Below are 23,221 nucleotides of genomic sequence, written 5' to 3' on the forward strand. Positions count from 1 at the left end.
AGGCTACCTGATATGTAAAGCGGAAAATGAGCGTGTCGGTACAAACCCTGAACGAACGGGAAAGCGAGTTTTTGCGAGGAGATTGCGGGGAGAAATGGACAACGACGCGGCATGCCGCGTCGTTCAGGGACAAGCAATGGGACTTGCTGCGGACTACTGCACCGACACCCCGTCGAAGCGATGGCTGCCCAGCGGCGAGAACACCAGCCCCTGCACGCGGTTCGAAACGGGCAGCGACACGATCGAATGCGCGATCGGCGTGAACGGCACCTGCTGCTTGAAGATGACCTGCGCCTGCTCGTAGAGCGCGGTGCGCTGCTGCACGTCGGCGTCGGCGCGGGCCTTTTCGATCAGCTTGTTGAACGCCGGATTGCACCACTTCGACACGTTGCTGCCATGCACGGCGTCGCAGCCGAGCAGCGCGCCAAGCCAGTTGTCCGGGTCGCCGTTGTCGCCCGACCAGCCGTAGAGCAGCGCGTCATGCTCGCCGCCCTGCTTGGCGCGGCGGTTGTATTCGCCCCACTCGTAGCTCACGATCTTCGCGCGCACGCCGATCTTCGCCCAGTCCTGCTGGATCAGTTGCGCCATCAATTGCGCATTCGGGTTGTAGGGACGCTGCACCGGCATCGCCCAGAGCGTGATCTCGAAGCCGTTCGCAAAGCCGGCCTGCGCGAGCAGCGCGCGGGCTTTCGCGGCATCGTAGGGTGCGTCCTTGAGGCTCGGGTTATACGACCATTGCGACGGCGGCATGGGATTGGCGGCGATCTTCGCGTTGCCGGCGAACACGGCCTGGATGATCGCGGGCTTGTCGATCGCCATATCGAGCGCACGGCGCACCTCCACGCGATCGAGCGGCGGATGCTGCGTGTTATAGGCGACGAAGCCGACGTTGAAGCCCACGCCCGACACGAGCCGCAGCGACGGATTGCGCTTGACCACCTCCAGGTCGGCCGGACGCGGAAATACCGACACCTGGCACTCGCCGCTCGCAAGTTTCTGGATGCGCACGGCCGGATCGGGATTGATCGAGAAGATCAGGTGCGCGAGCTTGACGTCCTGCGGGCGCCAGTAATCGGGATTCGCGTCGTAGCGGATCAGCGCGTCCTTCTGATAGGAGCGGAACACGAACGGCCCCGTGCCCACCGGCAACTGGTTGATATCGGCTTCGCGATGGGCGGCGCTCAGCTGCGCCGCGTATTCGGCGGACAGGATCGACGCGAAGCTCATCGCCAGGTTGCGCACGAAGATCACGTCGGGCGTCTTGAGCGTGAAGCGCACGGTGTAGTCGTCGAGTTTGTCGATCTGCGCGATGTTCTTGTCGAAGCCCAGGTCGCTGAAATACGGAAAGCTCGTCGGATACGCCTTGCGGAACGGCTGCTGCGCATCGAGCATGCGGTTGAACGTGAACAGCACGTCGTCGGCGTTGAAATCGCGCGTGGGACGGAACCAGGCCGTCGTCTGGAATTTCACGCCGTGCCGCAGATGGAACGTGTAGACGCGCTGGTCAGACGAACTGTCCCAGCTCGTCGCAAGCCCCGGTTCGAGATCGAGCGTGCCGTTCTTAAACTGCACAAGCTCGTTGTAGATCGTGTCGGTGCTGGCGTCGAAATCGGTGCTGGTCGTGTGCTGGCCGGGGTCGAAACCTGCGGGGCTGCCTTCGCTGCAAAACACCAGCGTGCCTTTGGGCGCGCCGTAAGCCATGGCAGCAATGGGCGGGAGTGCGGCGAGCACGGCGGCGCTCGCGAGAACCTGGGCAAAGCGCCGCAGGGTGGAGGTTCGAAGTGGCATGGAGGCGTCCGGATGGAGTGCGCCAGTGGCGCATAAGCTGCGGATTTTTCTGCGATTTCCGCTCGATTTTGCGCAGCCTGTACGCCGCCAACTACCAATTTATGCGCATAACATTAGCAGCCAGGGTCCTAAGGCAATCGGCAAGTTGCGTCCGGCCTTGCGTGGCCCGGCACGCCCGCTCGTAGTTTTGGGGCCACATAGAAGCGTCAACTTGCTGCATCGCCGCACGACGTTCTTGCATTCCGCGAAAGGGAGCCTATAATAGGGAAAACCCTTAGGTAACTACCCGGACTTTCGAGGACATCATGGCTGCGCTCATCGCTGCACTTTCGTCTAACGTCAATCAAGCTGTTGAGGCGCTTGGCCGCCTTGGCGTTAAGGCGCTCAATCGCCACCTGGAATACTGCGAACTGCTCGCAGAAGCCCAGCGCCGCTACTAAGCGGAACGCGGACAGAGGGCGTCCGTAGCATTGATTCGTAGCCCTCGAAGTCGCTGTTAGTTGCGACTGTAGGTGGATTGGCTGTTGCTTGACCGCACGCCGGAAGCGCTCGCTTTCGGCGTTTGCGTTTGTGGACTCGGTTGTGCACTCATTTGTGCGGCGGGGGGCGCTTGAGCCCCACCGTACGCACCCGCCATCGTTGCGCCCCCGTTCATGGGCACGCCGCCTGCTGTGTCAGTGCCATCTCAACGGATGGCCCGAACCATGGACGACTTCTTCAATCGGCTGTTCCATTTGCAGCCGTCGCTCGTCGCGACGGTCACGCAAGACGTGCTCCATCTGATCGTCGCGATCCTGATCGTCGCGATCGGCTGGTGGATCTCGAACCGCATCGCCCAGCTTTTCGCCAACATGCTCGTGCGCTCGCACGCGGATCCGACGCTTGCGCCGATGCTCGCCGGCATCGCCGCGTGGGCCGTGCGCGTGATCGCGATTGTTGCGTCGCTGAGCGAAGTCGGCATCGCGACCGCCAGCGTGCTGGCTGCGCTGGGCGCCGCCGGGCTGGCGATCGGTCTCGCCTTGCAGGGCACGCTGCAAAACATCGCTGCGGGCATCATGTTGCTGTTGCTGCGGCCATTTCGCGCCGGCGACGTGATCGAAGGCAGCGGCGCGGCAGCCGGCATCGTTCGCGAAGTGGGCCTCTTCACGACGCGCATCGAGCGCGGCGACGGCAACGACGTCTTCGTGCCGAACAGCCAGATCTGGAGCAATCCCGTCATCAACTACAGCAGCGGCGGCACCCAGCGTGTCGACGTGACGATCGACCTTGCGCGCCGCGACCAGGTCGACTCCGCCATCGCCGAACTCAAGAAAATGGTCGCCGACGAGCCCCGCGTGCTCGCCGGGACGACACTCGCGCCGACCGTGGCCGTGGAAAGCTATCCGTCGAAGGGCGGCGCGCGCCTGCGCATTGGCGCGTGGGTGCGCAACGCCGACGCGGCCTATGCCGCCGACGATCTGCGCAGTCACGCGTGCGACGCACTGGAGAGCGCCGATCTTGCCGTGGCGGGCGTGCCTGGCATGCGCGAGCGCGACGAGATGAACGCGGCGCTGTCGCATTCGTGATGTGAGCTTTGTTGTACTGCGCCTGGGGATGTTGCGACCGTTTCAAGCGTCGCGTGTCGATGACGCGCGGCCCCTGCCAGGCTGCGGGGCCGCGCATTTCGCGGGAGGATGGCCATGTCGATGCAAGCAAAGCTCGACCGCTGGCGCAATGTGTCGCGGTTCCTCATTGCCCGCATGGCGGACTACGGCGAATTGTTCTCGATCGAACTGGCCGAGACGCGCGTGCGCTTGATGCGTGAAATGTTCGCGCTGGTGGCGCTCGCGGTCACGGTGCTGTTCACGCTGTCGTTTTTCTGCTTTGCGCTGATCGCATCGGCGTGGCAAACGGCGTATTTTCTGACCGTGGTCTGGGGCATTGCGGCGGCGTGGCTGTTTTTGTCGCTCGTGGCGTTTCTGATGCTGCGCGCGCAGCGGCATGCACATTCGTTCGGCATCCTCAGGGACGAATTGCGCGCCGATCTCGAAACGGTCAAGGAGGCACTCAAATGAATCAGCGCACCCGTTTGCGCCGGGAACACGAATCCGTCGTGCTTGCTCGCATGGAACTCGCCCGCACGCAATTGCTGATCGCCAATATCGGCTTGCGGTTGGGCCAGCATCCTGCTGGCGCGCGAGACAATGCCTTGTCGCTTGCGAATCTCGGGCATGCGCTGGCGGCCGCGCCACGCGTCACGCTGCTGGGATCGGCGCTAATGGGGTCTATCGTATTTGGGCCTAAACGCGTTGTGCCGATTCTCGCGCGTACCGGCTTGCTTGGCTGGGTCGTGCGCAATATTCGCTTGCAGAGTCGATGAACTGCATTTGATTTAATTTCATCTCCTTGGCGTGCAATGCGCCATTTTTCTTTTGTGCGCTTTATAGCGCTTCAATTCCTGAAATGCGATTCCGGGTTCTCCGGGAATCAACTTAATTCTTATAGCCTGAACGAAAATTCCATTCAACGGATCTGTCGAACGACTTCTCGCCTTCTAATCCGGTCTATCAGCCGATGCAATGCGCGATCCAGACGCGTGTTGCCAGGCCATGCGTTCGCTAACGTCTATTGCACCGTGGTTGACGCCCGGCTGCCCATTTCGCAGCCCTTTACAAGAGAGCGGATACGCTGTATTGGTAATTCACTTAGGGGGTAGCGAACTATGTGAAGATTGCGTAGAGTGACGGTGACTGCCGCCTTTGCCTGAACAGGGAAACAAAAATAAACGAGCGTGCGGCGATGCCGAATGAGTCGCGGGTTTGAAAACAATTTAACCGTTAGCATTTTGCAGGAAAGCAGGGATTGTCACCTTGCTGCGATCTAGCGTAATGTTTTCGTCGATATCCGTATTTGTTAAATAAAACAAGGATATGAAAAAACCAACTTTATCCCCGACTTTGCTTGCATCACTCATGCTGGGTGCAATTTCAATCTATGCCCAGTCCAGTGCAGCGGCTCACGTGCCCGTTACGGTCGACAATTTTTCTCGTGCTGAAAGCGACGTATCGTTTGCGAACTTTGTCAAGATTGGTGGATTCGGCAAGTTCTCTCACAACCGCGACGTCGCGCCCATCGACAATCAACCCGTTGTCCGGCCGAACCGCGATACGCTTTATTCAGTGGGTGTATTCGATCTCGATGCGAGTCCACTCACCATTACGCTGCCGGATGCCAGCCGTCGCTTCATGGCCATGCAGGTCATCACTGAAGACGAGTACACCCCTATGGTCGTCTATCGACCGGGAGCCTATACGTTCACTCGTCAAAAGATCGGTACCCGCTATGTCGCCGTGGCCGTGCGCACGCTCGTCGATCCCAGCGATCCGGCCGACCTTGAGAAGGCGCATCGTCTTCAGGATGCGATTGGCGTAAAGCAGGCCAGCGCCGGAAAGTTCGAGATCCCGGACTGGGATCCAGAGAGCCAGAAGCAGGTGCGCGATGCGCTGCGAGTGCTTGGCGCCGACCTCTCCGACTCCAACGGCATGTTTGGCGCGAAGAGCGAGGTCGACCCGGTGCATCATTTGATCGGCGCGGCTACCGAGTGGGGCGGCAATCCTCGTGAGGCCGCCATTTACCTGAACATCACGCCAAAGCAGAACGACGGCAAGACAATCTACCGCCTGCGAGCGAAAGACGTGCCGGTGGACGGGTTCTGGTCTGTCAGCGTCTATAACGCTCATGGCTTCTTCGAGAAGAACGATCTCAACGCCTACACGATCAACAACGTGACGGCAAAGCGCGAAGCGGACGGCTCGGTTGCAGTGCAGTTCGGCGGCTGTGACGGCAAGATTCCGAACTGCCTGCCGATTACCGACGGCTGGAACTACATGGTTCGGCTTTACCGGCCGCGGGCTGCCGTCCTGGACGGACACTGGCAGTTTCCGTCGGCAGTGCTGGCGAACTGACGTTCTCCGGGTGCGCTACGCTGGCTCTGCCCATAACATAATTCATTGTCCTAATTATCTACATATCGGGACGCGAAGCTTGTAGCAGAGCGTGAAGCTCGACGCAAACCACTCCCCCAAGTTCCAGCCGCAACAAGGACGTTGACATGAATTCTGTGAGGCGTGTTCGCAACAAGTTCAAGCGCCATGCATTTCGCTGCCTGGCCGCTGCCGCGGCGTTCGCACCCCTTGCGGCCACGGCGACTGAAGGCGCGTTGGGTCGGCCAGTTGCCGGCATGAGCGTGCTGTCGGGAGTGGGGATCGTCCCGCCGGATCCTCTGACGATCGTAAGCCTGCAGCAGATTTATATCGACGGCTCTGTCAGCGGGAGCCGCAGCGTGCCGCTTGCCGGCAAGACATCGCTGGGCGCGGAAGGCCAGCTCGCCCTTACACTCGCGACCATCGAGCATGTCTGGGGGGGAATCGGCGGCTGGGACTTTGCATCGGCCTACACGCTGCCCTATACGTGGGAAGAGGTCACGGGCACTTTCTCGGCAGGGTCGGCGACGAGATCGACGACAGACCGGGTCTCGAATCTTTTCGACATGTACTTCACGCCGATTGTCGCCGGCTATCACTTGAGCAAGACCGACCATATCGCATTCAGTTTCAACTTCTGGGCGCCTACGGGACAATACGATCCGCACTCGCTGGCAAACGCCAGCCTGAACAACTGGACGTTCGTGCCACAGGTCGCCTACACGAAGCTTGTGCCCCAGTACAACCTTGAGTTCGATGCCGTGCTGGGCCTGCAGTTCTACACGCGCAATTCCGCTACCGATTACCAGAACGCCCCCTTGCTTACGCTCGATGTCATGGCGCTGAAGCGGTTCGCGAATGGTGTCGGCCTGGGCCTCGTGATGGGCACGGTGCAGCAGCTCGGCAATGATTCGGGCCCCACGGCTGACAAGCTTGACGGCTTTGTGGGGCGTGATTTTGCCATGGGCCCCATCATTACCTACGACACGAAAATCGGCGGCAAGCATCCGCTTTCGGCAAGCCTGCGCTGGGTGCCGACCATTGCGAGCAGCAATCGCCTCAAAAGTACGGCGAGCTTCCAGGCAACCGCCATGCTTGCCTTTTAGCACCGCCTCTTAGTACTTTTTCAAGCGACAACGGAGCCTGCCGCGAAATCGCCTGGTAGGCGTCGTTCTGCGCCAGATGAGGACGCTTGTGGTGTAGCATTTCCCCCACCAGCAAGCCCAGAAGTCCCCCGTCATCAGCGCCCCCGGAAGCCCCATGCCCGCCAACTGGAAAGGCCGACTCCGCCTGTTCGTGCAGCGTTTCTGGCAGCCCACCAGTGCCTGCATGACCTGCATGCCCGGCAGCTGGGGCAACCTCATGAGCCTCGCGCACTGGACGCTGGCGCTCAAAACCGGTCTCTTTACGGGCCTGCTCGCGGTGCTGCTCACCTTCACGCCGTTCGCGAAGCTCTATTCGAACCGTTACGGCAATGCGCTCGTCATGGGCGGCCTGAGCGCAATCGGCGACGCCTATTCGCATCCCAGCCACTACACCTTTCCTGAAGCGCTCCTCACCGGCACGGTGTCGGGCCTGATCACGCTGGCCGCATCGTTCCTTTTCGAAGACCGGGCCCGGCGGCTACGCGCACTCTGGGCGCGCATCGCCGGTTGAACGCGGCGATCAATCCACGCGAATCTCATTCGTCAGCGGCTGCCCGGTTTCGAATTCGGTGATGCTGCGCATCGTCGTCTCGCAGATCGTCGATACGGCCTCGCGCGTCATGAACGCCTGGTGCCCTGTCACGATCACATTGGGAAACGTCATCAAGCGCTGCAACACGTCGTCATCGACGATCGTGCCCGAGAGATCGCGGAAAAACACATCGGCTTCCTGCTCATACACGTCGATCGCCAGTCCGCCCAGTTGCCCGCTCTTGAGCGCGCCAATCACCGCTTCCGTATCCACTAGCCCTCCGCGGCTCGTGTTGATGAGCAGCGCGCCACGCTTCGCGCGCGCCAGCGTGTCGGCGTTGATGACGTGATAGGTTTCAGGCGTCAACGGGCAATGCAGCGAGACAATGTCCGCATTCATGCCGATGGCCCCGTCCGTCGCATAGCGGCCGCCCAGCGCCTCGAATTCCGGCGACGGATACGCGTCATAGCCGATCACGTCGCAGCCGAAGCCCACCATGATGCGCGTGAACGCGCGGCCAATCTTGCCGGTGCCGATCACGGCGACCGTCTTGCCGCACAGATCGAAACCCATCAGGCCGTCGAGTGCGAAATTGAAGTCGCGTGTGCGGTTATACGCGCGGTGAACCTTGCGGTTGATCGCCATCAGTAAGGCAACCGCGTGCTCGGCCACCGAATTGGGCGAGTAATCGACGACGCGCACCACCTTGATGCCCAGTCTCGCAGCGGCCTCCAGGTCGACGTTATTGAAGCCGGTGCAGCGCAACGCGACCAGTTGCGTGCCGCCACGCGCGAGCGTTTCGAGAATGCCCGCATCGGCTTTGTCGTTGACGAAGATGCAGACTCCGCGATAACCCGCCGCCAGTCCTACGGTATCCTCATCAAGTGGATCGTCCAGGTATCGCAGCTTATGACCGTGCTGCGCGTTGGCCGCATCGAGAAACTGGCGATCGTAGGGTTTGGCGCTGAATACGGCTATTTCCATCTGCTTTCTCCGGATGCGGGTTTGCTGCTGCGTGCGTCGCGTTGATCGCCCGGCCAGGCGATCAGCCAATCAACGCGACGACGATCTGCACAAATAGAATCTTCACAATAGTCATCGAAGGGAAAATCATCGCATAGCCAACGTCCGGCAGGTCTGTCGGCGCCACACGGTTGGCGAATGCGAGTATGGCCGGGTTGCCGGTCGCGCCGCTGATCACGCCCATCGTCACGTCAAACGGCAAGCGAAAGATCCACAGGCAAAAGACCGCTGTGAAGATCAGCAGCGCCAGCACGATGACCAGCCCGTACAACAGAAAGGACACGCCCGTCGTGCCGACTGTCGCGAAGAATTTGGGCCCGGACGCCAGCCCCACTTGCGCCAGAAAAATAGTCAGGCCGAAATTGCGCAACACCAGGTTCGCGGTCAACGGCATCGTCCAGACGAACGGGCCAAAGCGCCGCACACGCCCGAGACACAGCGCGACCAGTAGCAGCGCAGCCAGGCCGAGCGTCAATCTGCCGACACCCGGGATCGGTACCGGAATCACGCCCGCGATCAAGCCAAGCGCCGCGCCGACGCCAATCGAAATAAACCCGAGTTCCGCAGTGCCTTTAATCGAATCGCCAAAGAACGCGCGCATGGACTTCTGGTGCACCTGATTGACGAGCAGCCCGACCCGGTCGCCGAATTCGAGAATCAGCTCCTGCCCCGGCATCATGTCGACATCGCCCCGCCGCACATGCGCGATCGAACACGCCACGCCTTCGGGAAAGCGCAAATCGCGCAACGCGTGCCCCACCACCAGGCGGCTCGACGCGAACACGCGCATATACGCCAGGTCTTCGCGATGATTGGTCATGCGCCCGGGCTGCAATTCGCCGCATAAGGCGGTGGCGTCGCGCAACAAGGCCGGATCGGTCGCGGTCGCCAGCAGCACGTCGTCGGGTTGCAGAATAAGTTCAGCCTCTGGCGTGTGATTGTGATGCGCGCGGCGCACGGCCGCGATGAACACGCCCTGCGGCAGGCGCTTGATGAGATCGGCCAGCGTCATGCCGACGAGTTCCGGATTTCTCAGCGCGATCTCGGCGGTCTCGATCAGTTTGGGCGGCGGGCGCTCGATTTTAGGTTTCAGCACGGCGCCCAGCGCGTAGAGAAACAGGATCGGCCCCGCCACGCCAAACGGATAGGACACGCTATAACCGACCGCAGCACCATCGCTTTTCAGGGAGGCCACCGCGGCTTGCAGGCTCGCGGTGCTGGTGCCCGAGCCTGCGAACATCCCCAGCGCCTGGTCGAGCTTCACGCCGAACAGCGGCATCAGCGCAAGGGAGACCAGGCCCGCGGCGATCACGCCCGCAATCGCCGCTGCATTGGCCTTGAGTCCGTTGGCGCTGGTCAGCCCCTTGAAGAACTGCTCGCCGTATTGAATGCCGATGCCATAAAGAAACAGCAGCAGGCCGAGCGTGCCGAGCAAGGCAGGCGGCGACGACTTCGGCGCCCATCCTCCTATTGCCAGCCCCACGAACAGCACGGCTCCCGACCCGAGCGAGACGCCCTTGATGCTCCACTCGCCGACAACATAACCGAGCGCCACCGTGACAAACAGCGTGAGCAAAGGCTGGGCTTCGAGCAGCGTCTTGATCGTGTCCATGCAAGCCATCCCTTTTGAAGAGTTGGTGTGCCGTCGCTGCGTTTGCGTACAGGGGTCACGCGCGGGGCAATCGCATGCCCCGGGCAATGCGCAACGTCGGCAGCGCCGAATTGTCTGCCATTATTCCGCGCCCTGCGTTTGCGTCGCGCCAACCTGCTCAACGGCGACAAAAACACGTCGAAAGTTAATTAACCCGCAGCGCGTCAATCGCGATCCGGCGCGCCAAGCGGAAAGAGCGGCCGATAGGGCCGCGCCTCGTCCACCGCACGCGCAAAAGACGGCCGCGCCAGCAGCCGCTCGCGATACGCACGCAGCGCGGCGAATTGCGCCGGGATGCGATGCGTCCAGTCCGCATAGAAGAGCGAGGGCGCGGCGGCGCAGTCCGCCAGCGTGAAGTCAACGCCTGCGGCCCAGCTTCGGCCCGCCAGCTGTGCGTCCAGCCACGCGTAGGCCAGATCGAGCTTTTGCACCGCGTGAGCGAGACCTTCCGCGCGCTTCGTGTCGTCGCCCGACAACGCGCCATCGACGGCGCGCTGCACCGGCGTCATCACATGACAATCGAAGAAACGGTCGAGAAAGCGCACGTCGAGCGCCGCCATGGGATCGGCGGGCAGCAGGCGCACGGGGCCGGGATGGGTGAGCTGGAGGTATTCGATGATGATGCTGGTTTCGGCCACGTCGCGCGCGCCGTCCACCAGCAGCGGGAATTTACGCAGCGGCCAGCGTTGCAGCCAGTCCGCCGTGTGCGGCGAATCGGGGCCGATCGCGCGGAACTCGAACGGCGTGGCGTTCTCGTACAGCGCAACCAGCACCTTCTGCGTGTACGAGGAGAAAGGATGACCGTAGAGCGCAAGCGACATCTTGAGACCTCCCGTGCCGCAGTGGCGGCTGGCGACGTTCGCCAGACTACCGCATTCAGGCGGCGACGGGACGGCCTTGCGGCTGGCGCGCGCGCTTCAGGCGCAGAGCAGGCAATTCGATGCCGCGCCAGCTCACGAACGCGAGCGGCGCGCAGATCGCCGTCACGGACACGAAAAGCGCGAGCGGCGCGACCGCCGGCAGCCAGAGCGCGAGCAATTGCGTCACGGGCCAGCCGTACAGATAGAGCCCATAAGACAGGTCGTCGCGCATACGCAGTTTCGCGAGCCACGCCGACTGGCGCTGCCCAACGTAAAAAAGACCGTAGGCGCCCAGCGTCACAGTGGCCGCACGCATGACGGCAGTGGGCGCAAACAGCGCCGCGCCAAAGGCGACCAGCGCGATCGCCGCATAGCGGCCGCGCAATGGCAGACGCTCGCGGAACTGATAAAAGCACACCCCTGCCAGATAGAGCGAGGCGAACCACAGCATGAAGCCCGACACGCCGAACAGCGCATCGCCCTGCTCGCCCGCCTGCGACGGCGCACCGTAAAGCGCCGCGCCATTGACGGCCAGTGCGAGCACGAAAATGGCGCAACGCCGTTTCATCGCACCACACAAACCGAGCACGGTCATCAGCACATAGCAGCGCAGTTCGAAGGTAATCGTCCACATCGAACCATTGACCGACGGCACCGGTGAATTCACGAATACGTCAGGCGCGCGCGGCTGGCGCAGCCCCACGAGATCGGCGAAGAATTTATGGGCCGACCAGTCGCTGAAATAATGCGCGGTGCTCGCGCCCAACGGCCCGACCACGAATACCGACAGTGCCGAAGCCACAATAAACGCCGGATAAAGCCGCAACGCCCGCTTCTTCAAAAACGCGAGCGCGCGCGGCTCGTGCGTCCAGCTTTGCGCAGTCAGGTAGCCGCTGAGCAAAAAGAAGCCGCAGACGCCGAGCGTCCCCACGGACATGCCCGCCGACAATCCCTCAAGCGGATCCAGGTAGCGCAGCAGCTCGAACGAATGAGAAAAGATCACCCCGACCGCGAATAGCAGCCGCAAGAGATTGAAGTTATTTTGATGCACGCGTTGTTATCTTACGTTTGTAAACTTCCCCGAAGCAGCGCGGACTATAGCACTCATGTATTTCAATTAATGCGGGCTGTAGCGGGAAAAGAACAAACGATAAACACCCATTGCATCCTCTTTAAATGTCGTTTTTAAAGCGCCTTTAAAGCGGCCGTCCCCCGCCGCGCAGCCGCTGCGCCCGTCAACGGCACGGATTCTGCTCAAACGCTTCGCATCGGCCCGGCGCAAACCGCACGACGCAGCGCACGGCGCCTCACCAGACGGAGGAGGAGCGCATGAATCAGACTGAACTGGGCGCGGGGGTGGCGACACCGCTCGCGGCATCGCAGCATGTCCTGGCGCGCGAGGCCGTGTCCTGGGGAGCGATCCTCGCGGGCGCGGTCGGCATGGCCGCGTTCTCGCTGATCCTGCTCACTCTGGGCACGGGCCTCGGGCTTTCGTCGCTTTCGCCGTGGCCGGGCAGCGGCGCGCACGCCAAGACCTTTGGCGCGGCCGTCGTCATCTGGATCTTCGTCTCGCAGATCATGGCTTCCGGCCTGGGCGGCTATCTGGCCGGTCGCCTGCGCCGTCACTGGCCTGCCATCAGCGGCGACGAAACCCACTTCCGCGACACGGCGCACGGCTTTCTCGCGTGGGCGCTGGCAACGCTGCTGATGGCGGGGCTGCTCGCCTCGTCCGTGTCGGGACTGGGCCGCACCGCCGCCATCGCTGCCGCCGAAAGCGGCGCACACACGGCAGCGGGCCTGGGCGGCGTGGATCGGGGCAACGCCCAGGCGGCGTGGCAAACCTGGCCGATGGGCTATCTGATCGACGGCATGTTGCGCCCCGTCGACGGCGCGCCTGCGCAAACACAAACCGCGTCGGATCAAGCGCTCGCGAGCGTCGCGCAGAAGCAGGAAATCGCGCGCATCTTCCTCAACACGCTGCCCTCGGGCGGCGCGCTTTCGCCGGAAGACACGCACTACGTCGCGCAGGTCGTCGCGCAGCACACGGGGCTCTCGCCCGCCGACGCGCAAGCCCGCGTGAGCACCACCTACACGCGCCTGCAGGACAAGATGAACGCGCTCGACAACGCCGCGCGCGCCGCCGCCGACGAGGCGCGCAAGGCCACCATCCACGCCACGCTCTGGCTGTTCGTTTCCCTGCTGATGGGGGCGTTCGCCGCGAGCTATATGGCGGCCGTGGGCGGCCGCCTGCGTGAATTCTGATCACTTTTCCTGGAGACCGACATGCGCTCGATTCTTCTCTATCTGCTTGGCGTACCCATTCCAATCATCATCCTGATCGCGCTGTTCTGGCATTGACGGCATTGAAAACCCTGTCAAGGACGGCGCGCCGTCTTTGACATTGTCCCCGCGCCCGCAGTAGAATTATTTCATCATGCGTTGAATATATGGGGCGCGGCGATATCAGCCATCCGATGCCATGCCCGTTTCATCGCTGCGCTTGCCGCGCCAACCCGGATGGCCATTCCCTGAAGTGCAATCCAATGGACAAGCTGGGCAGCATGAAGATGTTCGTGGGCGTCGCGGAAGCCGGCGGTTTCGCCAAGGCCGCCGCGCGCGCCTCCCTCAGTACCGCGGCCGTGTCGCGCGCGATCATGGATCTTGAGGCCAGTCTCCAGACGCGCCTCTTCAACCGCACCACGCGCCAGATCTCGCTGACCGAAGCGGGGCGCCGCTACCTGGAGCACTGCGAGCGCATCCTCAACGAGGTCGCGCTCGCCGATGCCGAAGCCATGGGCGCCGCCGCCCAGCCCAACGGACGGCTGCGCGTGCACGCGCCCGCGGCCTTCGGCCAGCACTATCTGACCCCGCTGCTCGCGCGCTACACGCAGCAATTCGAAGGGGTCTCGGTCGACCTCGTCCTCTCGCAGCGCACGCCGGATCTGCTTGAAGAGCGTTTCGACGTGGCCATCATGGTGGCGCAAACGCTCAAGGATTCGTCGCTGGTCTCGCAGCGCCTGGGCATGACGCGCTCGGTGCTGTGCGCATCGCCGCAATATCTGGCGCGGCGCGGCAAGCCCGAATCGCTCGACGACATGCAGGCGCACACCTGCGTGCAGCTTTCGCTCCAGGATCAACCGTCGCTGCCGTGGCTTTTCGAGGACGCCGCGGGCAACGAGCACATACTGCGTCCGCAGAGCGAAGCGCCCTTCACGGTCAATATCGCGGAGGCGCTGGGCGAAGCGATCCGCGCGGGCATGGGCATTGGCATGTTGCCGATCCCGACCGCGCTGCAAGGCCTGCGTGACGGCTCGCTCGTGCAGGTGCTGCCGCACGCGCGCCTCAAGCCGATCAACGTGCACGCGCTGTACGCATCGCGCCAGTATCTCGACGCCAAGATCAAGACCCTGGTGGAATTTTTACGCGATGCCGTACCGCAGCGCGTCGCCGAGCACGAGCAGGAACTGGGGCTGTGGAATGCGCGTTATGGCCGCTCGGCGATGTGTACCGCTTGACTTGATCGCTCAGGTAATTAGCTAACCGAACGATCCCTGTAAAAACGCCGCGCGCCATGCAATGTCATGGCGCGCGGCGTTTTTTGCATCGGCATCAAGCGAGGCGGATCTTAGGCTGCACCCAGCCGTTGATGCGCTCGGCAGTCCAGAGCAGCGTCGCTTTGCGCAGGCCGTGCAAGGCCTGCTGATGGCGCCGGTACAGCATCGCATGGCTCAGTTGCGCGAGCCTGCCGCGAATGAAGCCGCCACGGAAGAAGCCAAAGCGCCCCAGCGTGCCGAACGCATCGTAGTCGCTCAGCGAGACCAGCGAGCCAAAATCATGAAACGCAAACGCGGGCAACGGCTTGCCCGCGAGCCAGGCCGGCAGGTGTCGCGCGAGATATTCGGCCTGCTGCGTGGCGACCTGCGCGGTAGGCGCAAGCGCACGTTCGGCCCCGGCTGGCGTGAGGCTGGCACAGTCGCCGAGCGCAAACACATGATCGTCCTCCGTGGATTGCAAAGTCGGGCCCACGACAATCTGGTTCGCACGATTGGTCGTCAGGCCGCCAATGCCGTTCAGGAAATCGGCGGCCTTCACGCCTGCGGCCCAGACCATCAGGTCGGCTTGCGCCACCGCGCCGCCATCGTAGACAAAGCCATTGGGCGTCGCCTCGGTCACGCGCGTGCCGGTCTTCACGCTAAAGCCGATCTTTTCGAGCTGATGCTGGCTCGACGCCGAAATATTGGGCGGAAACGCGCCCAGGATGCGCGGGCCGCTTTCCAGCAGCGTCAGTTGCAGGCGCTCGCGCACTTTCGCATCGCCATACGCGCTCGCCACTTCCAGCAGGCGGCTCAATTCAGCGGCCAGTTCCACGCCGGTCGCCCCGCCGCCGACGATCGCCACGCGCAACGCCTCGTCGCGCGCCACGCTGCGGAACGCGCGCGCACGCAGCGCCTCATTGAAGACTTCCGCCTGCTTCTGGCTGTCGATGAAGTAACTGTGCTGCGCCACACCCGGCACGCCAAAATCGTTCGCGTGGCTGCCCAGCGCCAGCACCAGCACGTCGTAGGCGAGCTCACGCGCTTCCAGCACCGTGTCGCCATCGGTCGTTGTGAGCGCACCGAGTTGCACGTGACGCCGCGCGCGGTCGAGCCCGAGCATCTCGCCCGGCTCATAGGTGTAGCCATGTTCGCTCGCGTGCGCGAGGAAGATCACTTGCTGTTGCTGGACATCGCGCGTACCGGCCGCGATCGTGTGCAACATCGGCTTCCAGATGTGCGTCGGGCTCTTGTCGATCAACCTGATCTGCGCCTTGCCCGCGCGCCCGAGCGTATCGCCCAGCTTCGTGGCCAACAGGATGCCGGCGATGCCGCCGCCCACAATTACGATGCGTACCGGATTCGTCATGTTTAATTCAACACGCAATGAATAAAAGTCGATGGTAAACCCTTAACGCGACCTGTGTCAAACGCGCGCACGCATGACCTCACGCAGACCCCAGGCGGCAACCCGCCGGTGCTCGGTTACACTCACGTCCATCGAAAAACGGGAACGCTTATCCGCATGAAAGAGAAGGCCACTGCATCTCCAGCGTCCACGCCCGTGCGGCGCGGCCGCGGGCGACCGGCGCAGCAAGCCTCGGTGGGCCGGGATGTGCTGCTGCGCAACGCGCGCAAGACCTTCGGCACGCGTGGCTACGACGCCACCAGCGTGCGCGAGATCGCGCGCGAATCGGGGGTCGATCCGGCCTTGCTCGCGCATCATTTCGGCTCGAAGGACGAACTCTGGGAAGCCGTGGTCGAGCAGATCGTCGCGCACGCCAGCCCGATGATTTCGGCCACCGCCGCGCTGCGCGAATCGGATCTGGACGCAAAGGCGCGCGTGGATCGCGCCATCGAGCTTTACGTCGACAAGGTCTTCGACGAGCCCGATATCGGCCTGTTCTTCTCGACGGCCACGACCGAAGAAGGCGCGCGCCTCGATCTGCTGGTCGAGCGGCTCATGCGGCCCTACTACGACGTAATGGTGCCGCTGCTCGACGACGCCGCGAAACAGGGCGTGCTCAAAGTGAAGGACGCGGCCATGCTGTTCTTCGTACTGCTCAACGGCGTGAGCAAGACCGTGGGCTACGGCCACCTCATGCTGGCGTTTTCGTCGCTGCCCAAGAATCCGAAGAAGTTCAAGCGCTCGGTGCTGGAAACCACGCTCGAACTGCTCTCCTGAGCGCGAACGCGCTCGACCTCGCGCGCGGGTGACGCCAGCCCGCCGCTTCAATTGCCCTGCCAGACAAGCGGCCCCAGCAGCCCCGCCCGCCCCGCCTCCCCACCGAATCCTCCACGGATCCGGCACCCACGCGACCTGTTCGCTCGTCCCTAAACAGCGATCCCGCATCTGCGCAAGTGGTTTTTTGACCCACAAGCTTGCGATTTCGCGGGCAGGATTTCAGTTTTCTTAATAAAATGTACCAACTAGTTAATCTAGAACAAGGCTTGACGTTTGCGCCCCATATAAAGGCGCACGCCAGCCGACCTCCGAGGCGAGCCTTTAGCGTCCAATCGAGAACAAAACGATGTCGAAGCAACCTACAGATTCAGATAAACAGATTTCAAAGGCCGTGCGTATCGGCCTACCCCTGATCGGGGTCGTCGGCCTGCTGCTCGGGCTGTATTTCCTCATCGGCGGCGGCATGCTGATCGCCCGCGGCGGCAGCTGGTACTACCTGCTCGCCGGCCTTGCGCTGTGCGCCACCGGCGTGCAGCTGGCGCGCCGCCGTTCGAGCGCATTCACGATTTTCCTCGTGTTCCTGATCGCCACGGCGCTGTGGGCCGTGTGGGAAGTCGGCTTCGACTTCTGGCCGCTCAACACGCGCATCTTCATGTTCTCGATGATCGGCATGCTGCTCGCGCCGCTCGTCCCCGTGCTGCGCAAGGGCGAAGGCAAGTCGCCCGCCTGCGGCAAGGCCTGGGGCGTCGCCGCCCTGCTGGCCGTGTGCAACGCCGCGTTCGTGTGGGGCATGTTCGTGCCGCACGGCAAGTTCGGCGCCGAAACCACGACGCCCGTCGCGGGCACGGCCGGCATGGGCGACTGGACGGCTTACGGCCACTCGGCTGGCGGCGACCGCTTCGCAGGCGCTGCGCAGATCAACCGCGACAACGTGAAGGATCTCCAGGTCGCCTGGACGTTCCACACCGGCGACACGCCGCTCAGCCCGGATGGCGGCGGCTCGGAAGACCAGGAAACGCCGCTCCAGGTGGGCAAGACGCTGTTCCTGTGCTCGCCGCATAACACGGTGATCGCCGTCGATGCCGCCAGCGGCGCCGAAAAATGGCGCCACGCGTTCCCGACCAAAACCACGGTCTGGGTGCGCTGCCGCGGCCTCGCCTACTTCGACGCCACCCAGCCGCTCGTGCAGCCCACCGTGGCAGGCTCGACGCCGGTGTCGGCAATCGCAGCGTCGGGTGACCCCGCCGCCTGCCGCCGCCGCATCTACATGAACACGATCGACGGCAAGCTGGTCTCGCTCGACGCCGACAACGGCAAGCTCTGCGACGACTTCGGCGATCACGGCATCATCGACCTGAAGGCAGGCCTCGGCAAAGCCAAGAGCCCGCTGTACCAGCTGACTTCGGCGCCGACCGTCGCAGGCACGACCGTGGTCGTGGGCGGGCGCGTGGCCGACAACGTCTCGCTCGACATGCCTGGCGGCGTGATCCGCGGCTTCGACGTGATGACCGGCAAGATGAAGTGGGCGTTCGATCCGGGCAGCCCGGAAGACCACGCCGCACCGGCCACCGGCAAGACCTTCGTGCGTTCGACCCCGAACGTCTGGGCGCCGATGACCTATGACGCGTCGTCGAACACCATCTACATGCCGACCGGCAACGCCGCGATCGACCTGTGGGGCGTCAAGCGCACGGCGCTCGACGAGAAGTACGGCGGCTCGGTGCTCGCGCTCGACGCGACCACGGGTGCGGAGAAGTGGCACTTCCAGACCGTCCACCACGATCTGTGGGACTACGACGTGCCGATGCAGCCGACGCTGATCGACTTCCCGATGGAAGACGGCAAGAAGGTGCCGGCGCTGATCGTCGGCACCAAGATGGGCCAGCTGTTCGTGCTCGACCGCCTGACCGGCAAGCCGCTCACCAAGGTCGTCGAGCATCCGGTCAAGCCGGGCACGATCCCGAACGAGCCGTACGCGAAGACGCAGCCGCTGTCCGTGGGCATGCCGCAGATCGGCGCCGAAGTGCTCAAGGACGCCGACATGTGGGGCGTCACGCCGATCGACCAGCTGATGTGCCGCATTACGTTCCGCGGCATGCGCTACGACGGCCTGTTCACCGCGCCGGATACGGACTACGCGCTGAGCTTCCCGGGTTCGCTCGGCGGCATGAACTGGGGCGGCCTGTCGTACGACCCGAACGCCGGCATGATCTACGTGAACGACATGCGCCTGGGCCTGTGGGTGCACCTCGTGAAGGAACAGCAGCGCGGCGGCACCTCGGACGGCAACGAAGCCGTCAATGCGGGCATGGGCGCCGTGCCGCTCGGCGGCACGCCGTACTCGGTGACGAAGGATCGCTTCTTCTCGCCGCTGGGCATTCCGTGCCAGAAGCCGCCGTTCGGCAGCCTCACGGCAATCGACCTGAAGACGCGCAGCGTGGCGTGGCAAGTGCCGCTCGGCACGGTCAAGGACACGCGCCTTTATGGCGTGCAGATGCACATGCCCACGCCGATCGGCATGCCGACCATCGGCGGTTCGCTGACGACGGGCGGCGGCCTGGTGTTCTTCGCCGCAACGCAGGATTACTACCTGCGCGCGTTCGACAGCTCGACCGGCAAGGAAGTCTGGAAGGCCCGTCTGCCGGTGGGCAGCCAGGGCACGCCGATGAGCTACACGATCGACGGCAAGCAGTACATCGTGATCTCGGCAGGCGGCGCACGCCAGTCGCCGGATCGCGGCGATTATGTGATCGCCTACGCGCTGCCGCAGACGCACTAAGCGGCACCGGGCGGCGGGGCGCGTGCGATGCGCGCCCCGCCGCTTTTCTGCTTCTTGCTTCGCTAGTTTTAACCAGTTAGATCAAATATTTTTCCGAATCCGGGATGGCTTGCCGTGACGGCCATCATCCGGATCGCTTGTGCGTCTTACGATGAAATCAGAACACTTTTTCTGGGGCGGCTCGCTGCTGGTGTGCGCAGCGGCCATGTCGCAACCGGCCATGGCGCAAAACAGCCTGACGCTGTATGGCAACGTGGACGAAGCCATTACCTACGCGAACAACCAGGGCGGCCACTCGAACGTGTACATGCGCAACGGCAACCTGTATGCGTCGAAGTTCGGCTTCAAGGGCTCGGAGCAGCTCAGCTCCACGCTCAATGCGATTTTCGATTTGCAGGAAGGTTTCGATCCGGGCACCGGCGCGCAGCAGTCGGCCGGTCTCGCATTCAACCGCTACGCCTTCGTCGGCCTGCAGGACAGCCGCCTGGGCACGCTCACGATGGGCCGCCAGTACACGCCGTACTACCTGCTCGCGGGCACGCTTGGCCCGGTCACGTACCTGACCGGCGCAACGGGCGCGCACCCGGGCGACATCGACGGCTTCGACACGGACATCCGCGCGAATAGTTCGGTTACCTACACATCGCCGACCATCGACGGCGTGCGCGGCAGCGTGCAATACGGCTTTGGCGGCGTGGCGGGCAGCATGAAGAGCGGCAGCATGTTCAGCGCGGCGCTGCGCTACGACGGCGGCCCGCTGTCGGTTGGCCTGGGCTACCTGCGCATGGACAACACGGAATACACGGGCGGATTCGATCCCAACGCGAGCGCCACGTTCCCGCATTCGACGATCAATACCGGCTACCTGTCCGCGCGCACGGTGCAGCACGCGGCGGCGCTGGCGACCTATACGTTCGGCAACCTGCTGTTTGGCGTGAACTATTCGAACGTGGTCTATCGCCCGGGCGGGCATTCGCTCTTTACCGATACCGCCGTGTTCAATACCTACGGCGCGCTGGTGAGCTACCACGTGAGCACGCCGTTCGAAGTGTCGGGCGGCTACAGCTATACGCGCGCATCGAGCGCGAACGGCATTCACGACGCGGCGCGCTACCAGCAGGTGTCGCTGCGCGAGATGTATCACCTCTCGAAGCGCACGACGCTGTACACGATCCAGGCATACCAGCACGCCTCGGGCCATACGCTGGGCGCGAACGGCGCGGGCGATGTCGTCGATGCAGTGGCGATGGTCGGCGACTCGCAGAACACCTCGGCGTCGTCGACAGGCAATCAGTTCGTCGCCATGTTCGGCGTGGCGATTGCTTTCTAAAGCGGATTTAACCCGCCAATTACAGTTTTAAGCTAAGCAACGCGCAATCTACCGCGCAATTTCAGGCAGCGACACGGGAACCCTCCCGTCTCGCTGCTTTTTTTATGCGCGCGGCCTGGTACACGCATTGGTGCACGCATTGATGAAAGCATCGGCGCGCAACCGTCAGGTCTTGCGGTGCAGCTTGAGGCAGTCCGCGGCGTAATCGGCGGTCAGGACTTTTTGCGCGGCTTGCAGATCGGCCGGGTAGATGCCGTTGTCGTCGCCGGGGTGATAGCCGCGCGCTTCCAGTTCGCCCAGTTCGTCCATCAGCTGCGCATGCGTGATCTTGCCCGCCGCCACGTGCTTGAACGGGTAGCCGACGCATTGCTTCGGCGTGAGATGAGGCCCGGCATACGCCGCCAGGCTAACGGTCGCTGCGGCAAGCGCAGCTAGATATCGCAGTTTTGCTCCCATGTCGGCCATCCAGTAGAGATTGTGAGTTCGAAGTAATGAGTCGAGAGCTTAGGCGAGCGTGGGTATGGGAACATCATCGGTCAGATGTAAGTTTTTTTATGTGGCGCGCTGCCGGACGAAACGCCGCTACGGCGCGGGGTTAGCGCAGATTTGAAACACCGCGCGGGCACGAATCGTCAACGTTGATTATGCTGGGCGATATTCGCGAGCAACTCGCCAGAACCGTCGCCGGAATCGTCACCGGACACCATGCCGACCTACCTGAGCTCCACCGAAGCCGCCACACGCCTGGGCGTCGCGCGCCAGACGCTCTACGCCTATGTGAGCCGCGGCCTGCTGCGCGCTTCAAGCGATCCCGTCACGCGCGAAAGCCGCTATCTGGCCAGCGATGTCGAACGGCTCGCCGCCAACCGGGCGCGCGGGCGCAAACCGAAGGAAGTCGCACGCGCGGCGCTCGACTGGGGCGCGCCGGTGCTCGCATCGGCCATCACGCTGATCGAAGACGGACGCCTTTCGTATCGCGGCGTCGATGCGCTCGATCTGGCGGCGCGCGCAAGTCTCGAAGAAGTGGCGGCGCTGTTGTGGCAATGCGACGAAAGCGCGGCCTTCGCAACGCCCGCGCCGCAAGCGCCCGACGTGCTGAAAACGCTGCAGGCGCATTACCGGAACCAGCGTGCGGAAGCCGCGCTGTTGCCGCTCTTTTCAGTGGCAAGCGAAGACGCGCCGACCGCCATCTGGCAGCGCAACGCCGCGCGCCAGGCGCAAGGTTGCGGCGACCTCGTGCGCCTGCTGGCCGCTTGCCTGCTGGGCGCCGCGCCCGACCAGGCGACCCGCGCCGCGCCGATTCACGAGCAATGCGCGCGCGCCTGGGGCGTCGGCAAGGACGGTGCCGAGTTGATCCGCATGGCGCTGGTGCTGTGCGCCGATCACGAACTGAATGCCTCCAGTTTCACCGCTCGCTGCATCGCCTCCACCGATGCGAGCCTGCGCTCGGTGGTGATCGGCGGTCTTGCGGGACTTTCAGGTGGGCGTCACGGCGCAACCACGGCGCGCTGCGAGGCGCTGTGGGACGAACTTGGCGAAGCAAACCCGGAGCGCAAGCTGCGCGAGCGTCTCGCCCGCGGCGACGACCTGCCGGGCTTCGGCCACCCGCTTTATCCCGACGGCGACGTGCGCGCGGCATGGCTGCTCGCGCGCGTGCTGCCGCGTCATCCCGCGTGGAAAAAGCTGCTCGACCTGGGCAGCGCGCAGGTGGGACAGCAACCCTCGCTCGATCTCGCGCTCGTGGCGCTGCGGCGTCACTTGAATCTGCCGATGGGGGCTGCGTTCGGGCTGTTCGCGCTGGGCCGCTCGGTGGGCTGGATCGCGCACGGACTGGAGCAGCGGCAGAATCCGCACCTGATCCGCCCGCGTGCGGTCTATACGGGCTTGCGGCCGCCCGCGAGCGATTCAAGCGGCAACGCAAACGTCTCCCGCCATAGCGCACGCAAACGCAACGCCAAAACGCCGCGCGAAACCCCGCCCGGCCCCGACATGTTCACGACCTTGTTCAAGATTACGTAGCTTTCGGCGAGTCATTACGCGGTTATTACTGTTTCTTAAGCGGATCGCACACGAGTATTGCTGCATCCGAAATAAAGTGTTTCGTGCACGGGTTTGCAGCGTTTTACGCTGCATTTTCAGGCTATCCCGTTGCCGGCGAGCCGTCGCGGCGCGTGCAAATTTGATACCATACGCGCGAGGAGAATTGTGGCGCATTGCATATCAGGCGTGCAGTTCATTCCGCCTGCCGCAATGGCCGCAGTTTCCCGCTTTACCGGTGTGTCCGCTTTGCCGGACGTCCGCCTGCCCATCCATTTTTCAAGGAGTTCCGCCATGTGGACCAAGCCCGCTTACACCGACCTGCGTTTCGGTTTTGAAATCACGATGTACATTTCGAACCGTTAATTCGTAGCGTCAGCATCCTCTAGCAGGATC

21 protein-coding genes are annotated in these 23,221 nt (G+C 63.3%); 14 read left to right on the forward strand and 7 right to left on the reverse strand.

Features of this window, described 5'->3' with window-relative positions:
• Positions 1-153: 153 nt before the first annotated feature.
• Positions 154-1,701, reverse strand: coding sequence for an ABC transporter substrate-binding protein (locus BBA01S_RS09215; RefSeq protein ID WP_245641472.1), 1,548 nt, complete (start codon positions 1,699-1,701; stop codon positions 154-156).
• Positions 1,702-2,093: 392 nt separating this feature from the next.
• On the opposite strand from BBA01S_RS09215, the gene BBA01S_RS48435 reads away from it, so the two are divergent.
• The 7 genes from BBA01S_RS48435 to BBA01S_RS09250 all read left to right on the forward strand — a co-directional run bounded on the left by BBA01S_RS48435 (position 2,094) and on the right by BBA01S_RS09250 (position 7,406).
• Complete coding sequence (locus BBA01S_RS48435; RefSeq protein ID WP_275692885.1) at positions 2,094-2,228, forward strand: hypothetical protein; 135 nt, start codon at positions 2,094-2,096, stop codon at positions 2,226-2,228.
• Between the two features lie 264 nt (positions 2,229-2,492).
• A complete protein-coding gene (locus BBA01S_RS40680; RefSeq protein WP_042296577.1) occupies positions 2,493-3,353 on the forward strand; it encodes a mechanosensitive ion channel family protein in 861 nt (286 codons plus the stop codon).
• Between the two features lie 114 nt (positions 3,354-3,467).
• Positions 3,468-3,842 (forward strand): phage holin family protein, encoded by a 375-nt coding sequence (locus BBA01S_RS09230; protein WP_027816171.1) that lies wholly within the window; start codon positions 3,468-3,470, stop codon positions 3,840-3,842.
• Positions 3,839-4,147 (forward strand): hypothetical protein, encoded by a 309-nt coding sequence (locus tag BBA01S_RS09235; RefSeq protein WP_052391712.1) that lies wholly within the window; start codon positions 3,839-3,841, stop codon positions 4,145-4,147. The genes BBA01S_RS09230 and BBA01S_RS09235 overlap by 4 nt, the downstream gene beginning before the upstream one ends.
• 550 nt (positions 4,148-4,697) lie before the next feature.
• Positions 4,698-5,732, forward strand: coding sequence for a DUF1254 domain-containing protein (locus BBA01S_RS09240; RefSeq protein WP_027816173.1), 1,035 nt, complete (start codon positions 4,698-4,700; stop codon positions 5,730-5,732).
• Positions 5,733-5,878: 146 nt separating this feature from the next.
• On the forward strand, positions 5,879-6,856 hold the full coding sequence (locus BBA01S_RS09245) for a SphA family protein (protein WP_042296581.1): 978 nt from the start codon (positions 5,879-5,881) through the stop codon (positions 6,854-6,856).
• 154 nt (positions 6,857-7,010) lie between these two features.
• Positions 7,011-7,406, forward strand: a complete 396-nt coding sequence (locus tag BBA01S_RS09250) for a hypothetical protein (protein WP_027816175.1) — start codon at positions 7,011-7,013, stop codon at positions 7,404-7,406.
• Positions 7,407-7,415: 9 nt separating this feature from the next.
• Here the strand turns inward: BBA01S_RS09250 and BBA01S_RS09255 are convergent, their stop codons facing one another.
• The 4 genes from BBA01S_RS09255 to BBA01S_RS09270 all read right to left on the reverse strand — a co-directional run bounded on the left by BBA01S_RS09255 (position 7,416) and on the right by BBA01S_RS09270 (position 12,012).
• Positions 7,416-8,411, reverse strand: a complete 996-nt coding sequence (locus tag BBA01S_RS09255; protein ID WP_027816176.1) for a 2-hydroxyacid dehydrogenase — start codon at positions 8,409-8,411, stop codon at positions 7,416-7,418.
• Positions 8,412-8,472: 61 nt separating this feature from the next.
• Entirely contained in the window at positions 8,473-10,062 is a 1,590-nt protein-coding gene (locus BBA01S_RS09260; RefSeq protein ID WP_027816177.1) for an aspartate:alanine exchanger family transporter, read from the reverse strand.
• 203 nt (positions 10,063-10,265) lie between these two features.
• Positions 10,266-10,922, reverse strand: coding sequence for a glutathione S-transferase family protein (locus BBA01S_RS09265; protein ID WP_027816178.1), 657 nt, complete (start codon positions 10,920-10,922; stop codon positions 10,266-10,268).
• A gap of 55 nt (positions 10,923-10,977) precedes the next feature.
• A complete protein-coding gene (locus tag BBA01S_RS09270; protein ID WP_027816179.1) occupies positions 10,978-12,012 on the reverse strand; it encodes an acyltransferase family protein in 1,035 nt (344 codons plus the stop codon).
• Between the two features lie 278 nt (positions 12,013-12,290).
• On the opposite strand from BBA01S_RS09270, the gene BBA01S_RS09275 reads away from it, so the two are divergent.
• Both BBA01S_RS09275 and BBA01S_RS09285 read left to right on the forward strand, forming a co-directional pair.
• Positions 12,291-13,223: a hypothetical protein gene (locus BBA01S_RS09275; RefSeq protein ID WP_027816180.1), complete on the forward strand. Its 933-nt coding sequence runs from the start codon at positions 12,291-12,293 to the stop codon at positions 13,221-13,223.
• Positions 13,224-13,504: 281 nt separating this feature from the next.
• Positions 13,505-14,476, forward strand: a complete 972-nt coding sequence (locus BBA01S_RS09285) for a LysR family transcriptional regulator (RefSeq protein ID WP_027816181.1) — start codon at positions 13,505-13,507, stop codon at positions 14,474-14,476.
• A 94-nt stretch (positions 14,477-14,570) separates the two neighbouring features.
• Here the strand turns inward: BBA01S_RS09285 and BBA01S_RS09290 are convergent, their stop codons facing one another.
• A complete protein-coding gene (locus BBA01S_RS09290) occupies positions 14,571-15,863 on the reverse strand; it encodes an NAD(P)/FAD-dependent oxidoreductase (protein ID WP_027816182.1) in 1,293 nt (430 codons plus the stop codon).
• Positions 15,864-16,019: 156 nt separating this feature from the next.
• Here BBA01S_RS09290 and BBA01S_RS09295 point away from each other — a divergent pair, with 156 nt between their 5' ends.
• The 3 genes from BBA01S_RS09295 (at position 16,020) to BBA01S_RS09305 (ending at position 20,788) form a co-directional block, all read left to right on the forward strand.
• Positions 16,020-16,679, forward strand: a complete 660-nt coding sequence (locus BBA01S_RS09295; RefSeq protein ID WP_027816183.1) for a TetR/AcrR family transcriptional regulator — start codon at positions 16,020-16,022, stop codon at positions 16,677-16,679.
• Between the two features lie 346 nt (positions 16,680-17,025).
• Positions 17,026-19,458, forward strand: a complete 2,433-nt coding sequence (locus BBA01S_RS09300; RefSeq protein WP_027816184.1) for a membrane-bound PQQ-dependent dehydrogenase, glucose/quinate/shikimate family — start codon at positions 17,026-17,028, stop codon at positions 19,456-19,458.
• 151 nt (positions 19,459-19,609) lie between these two features.
• Entirely contained in the window at positions 19,610-20,788 is a 1,179-nt protein-coding gene (locus BBA01S_RS09305) for a porin (protein WP_027816185.1), read from the forward strand.
• 165 nt (positions 20,789-20,953) lie between these two features.
• On the opposite strand, the gene BBA01S_RS09310 is transcribed toward BBA01S_RS09305, so the two are convergent.
• Positions 20,954-21,244: a DUF4148 domain-containing protein gene (locus BBA01S_RS09310; RefSeq protein ID WP_042296736.1), complete on the reverse strand. Its 291-nt coding sequence runs from the start codon at positions 21,242-21,244 to the stop codon at positions 20,954-20,956.
• 249 nt (positions 21,245-21,493) lie between these two features.
• Here BBA01S_RS09310 and BBA01S_RS09315 point away from each other — a divergent pair, with 249 nt between their 5' ends.
• Positions 21,494-22,807: a citrate synthase family protein gene (locus BBA01S_RS09315; RefSeq protein WP_027816187.1), complete on the forward strand. Its 1,314-nt coding sequence runs from the start codon at positions 21,494-21,496 to the stop codon at positions 22,805-22,807.
• Between the two features lie 312 nt (positions 22,808-23,119).
• On the forward strand, positions 23,120-23,191 hold the full coding sequence (pqqA, locus tag BBA01S_RS45820; RefSeq protein WP_084162062.1) for a pyrroloquinoline quinone precursor peptide PqqA: 72 nt from the start codon (positions 23,120-23,122) through the stop codon (positions 23,189-23,191).
• Positions 23,192-23,221: the final 30 nt, after the last annotated feature.

The organism is Paraburkholderia bannensis NBRC 103871, assembly GCF_000685015.1.
GTDB classification, from domain to species: domain Bacteria; phylum Pseudomonadota; class Gammaproteobacteria; order Burkholderiales; family Burkholderiaceae; genus Paraburkholderia; species Paraburkholderia bannensis.

Excerpts from the sequence above, each read along its gene's own strand:
- BBA01S_RS09285 (WP_027816181.1), top strand. The coding sequence starts at position 13,505 with ATGGACAAGCTGGGCAGCATGAAGATGTTCGTGGGCGTCGCGGAAGCC.
- BBA01S_RS48435 (WP_275692885.1), top strand. The coding sequence starts at position 2,094 with ATGGCTGCGCTCATCGCTGCACTTTCGTCTAACGTCAATCAAGCTGTT.
- BBA01S_RS09275 (WP_027816180.1), top strand. The coding sequence starts at position 12,291 with ATGAATCAGACTGAACTGGGCGCGGGGGTGGCGACACCGCTCGCGGCA.
- BBA01S_RS40680 (WP_042296577.1), top strand. The coding sequence starts at position 2,493 with ATGGACGACTTCTTCAATCGGCTGTTCCATTTGCAGCCGTCGCTCGTC.
- BBA01S_RS09305 (WP_027816185.1), top strand. The coding sequence starts at position 19,610 with ATGAAATCAGAACACTTTTTCTGGGGCGGCTCGCTGCTGGTGTGCGCA.
- BBA01S_RS09265 (WP_027816178.1), bottom strand. The coding sequence starts at position 10,922 with ATGTCGCTTGCGCTCTACGGTCATCCTTTCTCCTCGTACACGCAGAAG.
- BBA01S_RS09300 (WP_027816184.1), top strand. The coding sequence starts at position 17,026 with ATGTCGAAGCAACCTACAGATTCAGATAAACAGATTTCAAAGGCCGTG.
- BBA01S_RS09260 (WP_027816177.1), bottom strand. The coding sequence starts at position 10,062 with ATGGACACGATCAAGACGCTGCTCGAAGCCCAGCCTTTGCTCACGCTG.
- BBA01S_RS09310 (WP_042296736.1), bottom strand. The coding sequence starts at position 21,244 with ATGGGAGCAAAACTGCGATATCTAGCTGCGCTTGCCGCAGCGACCGTT.
- BBA01S_RS09315 (WP_027816187.1), top strand. The coding sequence starts at position 21,494 with ATGCCGACCTACCTGAGCTCCACCGAAGCCGCCACACGCCTGGGCGTC.
- BBA01S_RS09240 (WP_027816173.1), top strand. The coding sequence starts at position 4,698 with ATGAAAAAACCAACTTTATCCCCGACTTTGCTTGCATCACTCATGCTG.
- BBA01S_RS09255 (WP_027816176.1), bottom strand. The coding sequence starts at position 8,411 with ATGGAAATAGCCGTATTCAGCGCCAAACCCTACGATCGCCAGTTTCTC.
- BBA01S_RS09290 (WP_027816182.1), bottom strand. The coding sequence starts at position 15,863 with ATGACGAATCCGGTACGCATCGTAATTGTGGGCGGCGGCATCGCCGGC.
- BBA01S_RS09250 (WP_027816175.1), top strand. The coding sequence starts at position 7,011 with ATGCCCGCCAACTGGAAAGGCCGACTCCGCCTGTTCGTGCAGCGTTTC.
- BBA01S_RS09215 (WP_245641472.1), bottom strand. The coding sequence starts at position 1,701 with ATGGCTTACGGCGCGCCCAAAGGCACGCTGGTGTTTTGCAGCGAAGGC.
- BBA01S_RS09245 (WP_042296581.1), top strand. The coding sequence starts at position 5,879 with ATGAATTCTGTGAGGCGTGTTCGCAACAAGTTCAAGCGCCATGCATTT.
- BBA01S_RS09230 (WP_027816171.1), top strand. The coding sequence starts at position 3,468 with ATGTCGATGCAAGCAAAGCTCGACCGCTGGCGCAATGTGTCGCGGTTC.
- BBA01S_RS09235 (WP_052391712.1), top strand. The coding sequence starts at position 3,839 with ATGAATCAGCGCACCCGTTTGCGCCGGGAACACGAATCCGTCGTGCTT.
- BBA01S_RS09295 (WP_027816183.1), top strand. The coding sequence starts at position 16,020 with ATGAAAGAGAAGGCCACTGCATCTCCAGCGTCCACGCCCGTGCGGCGC.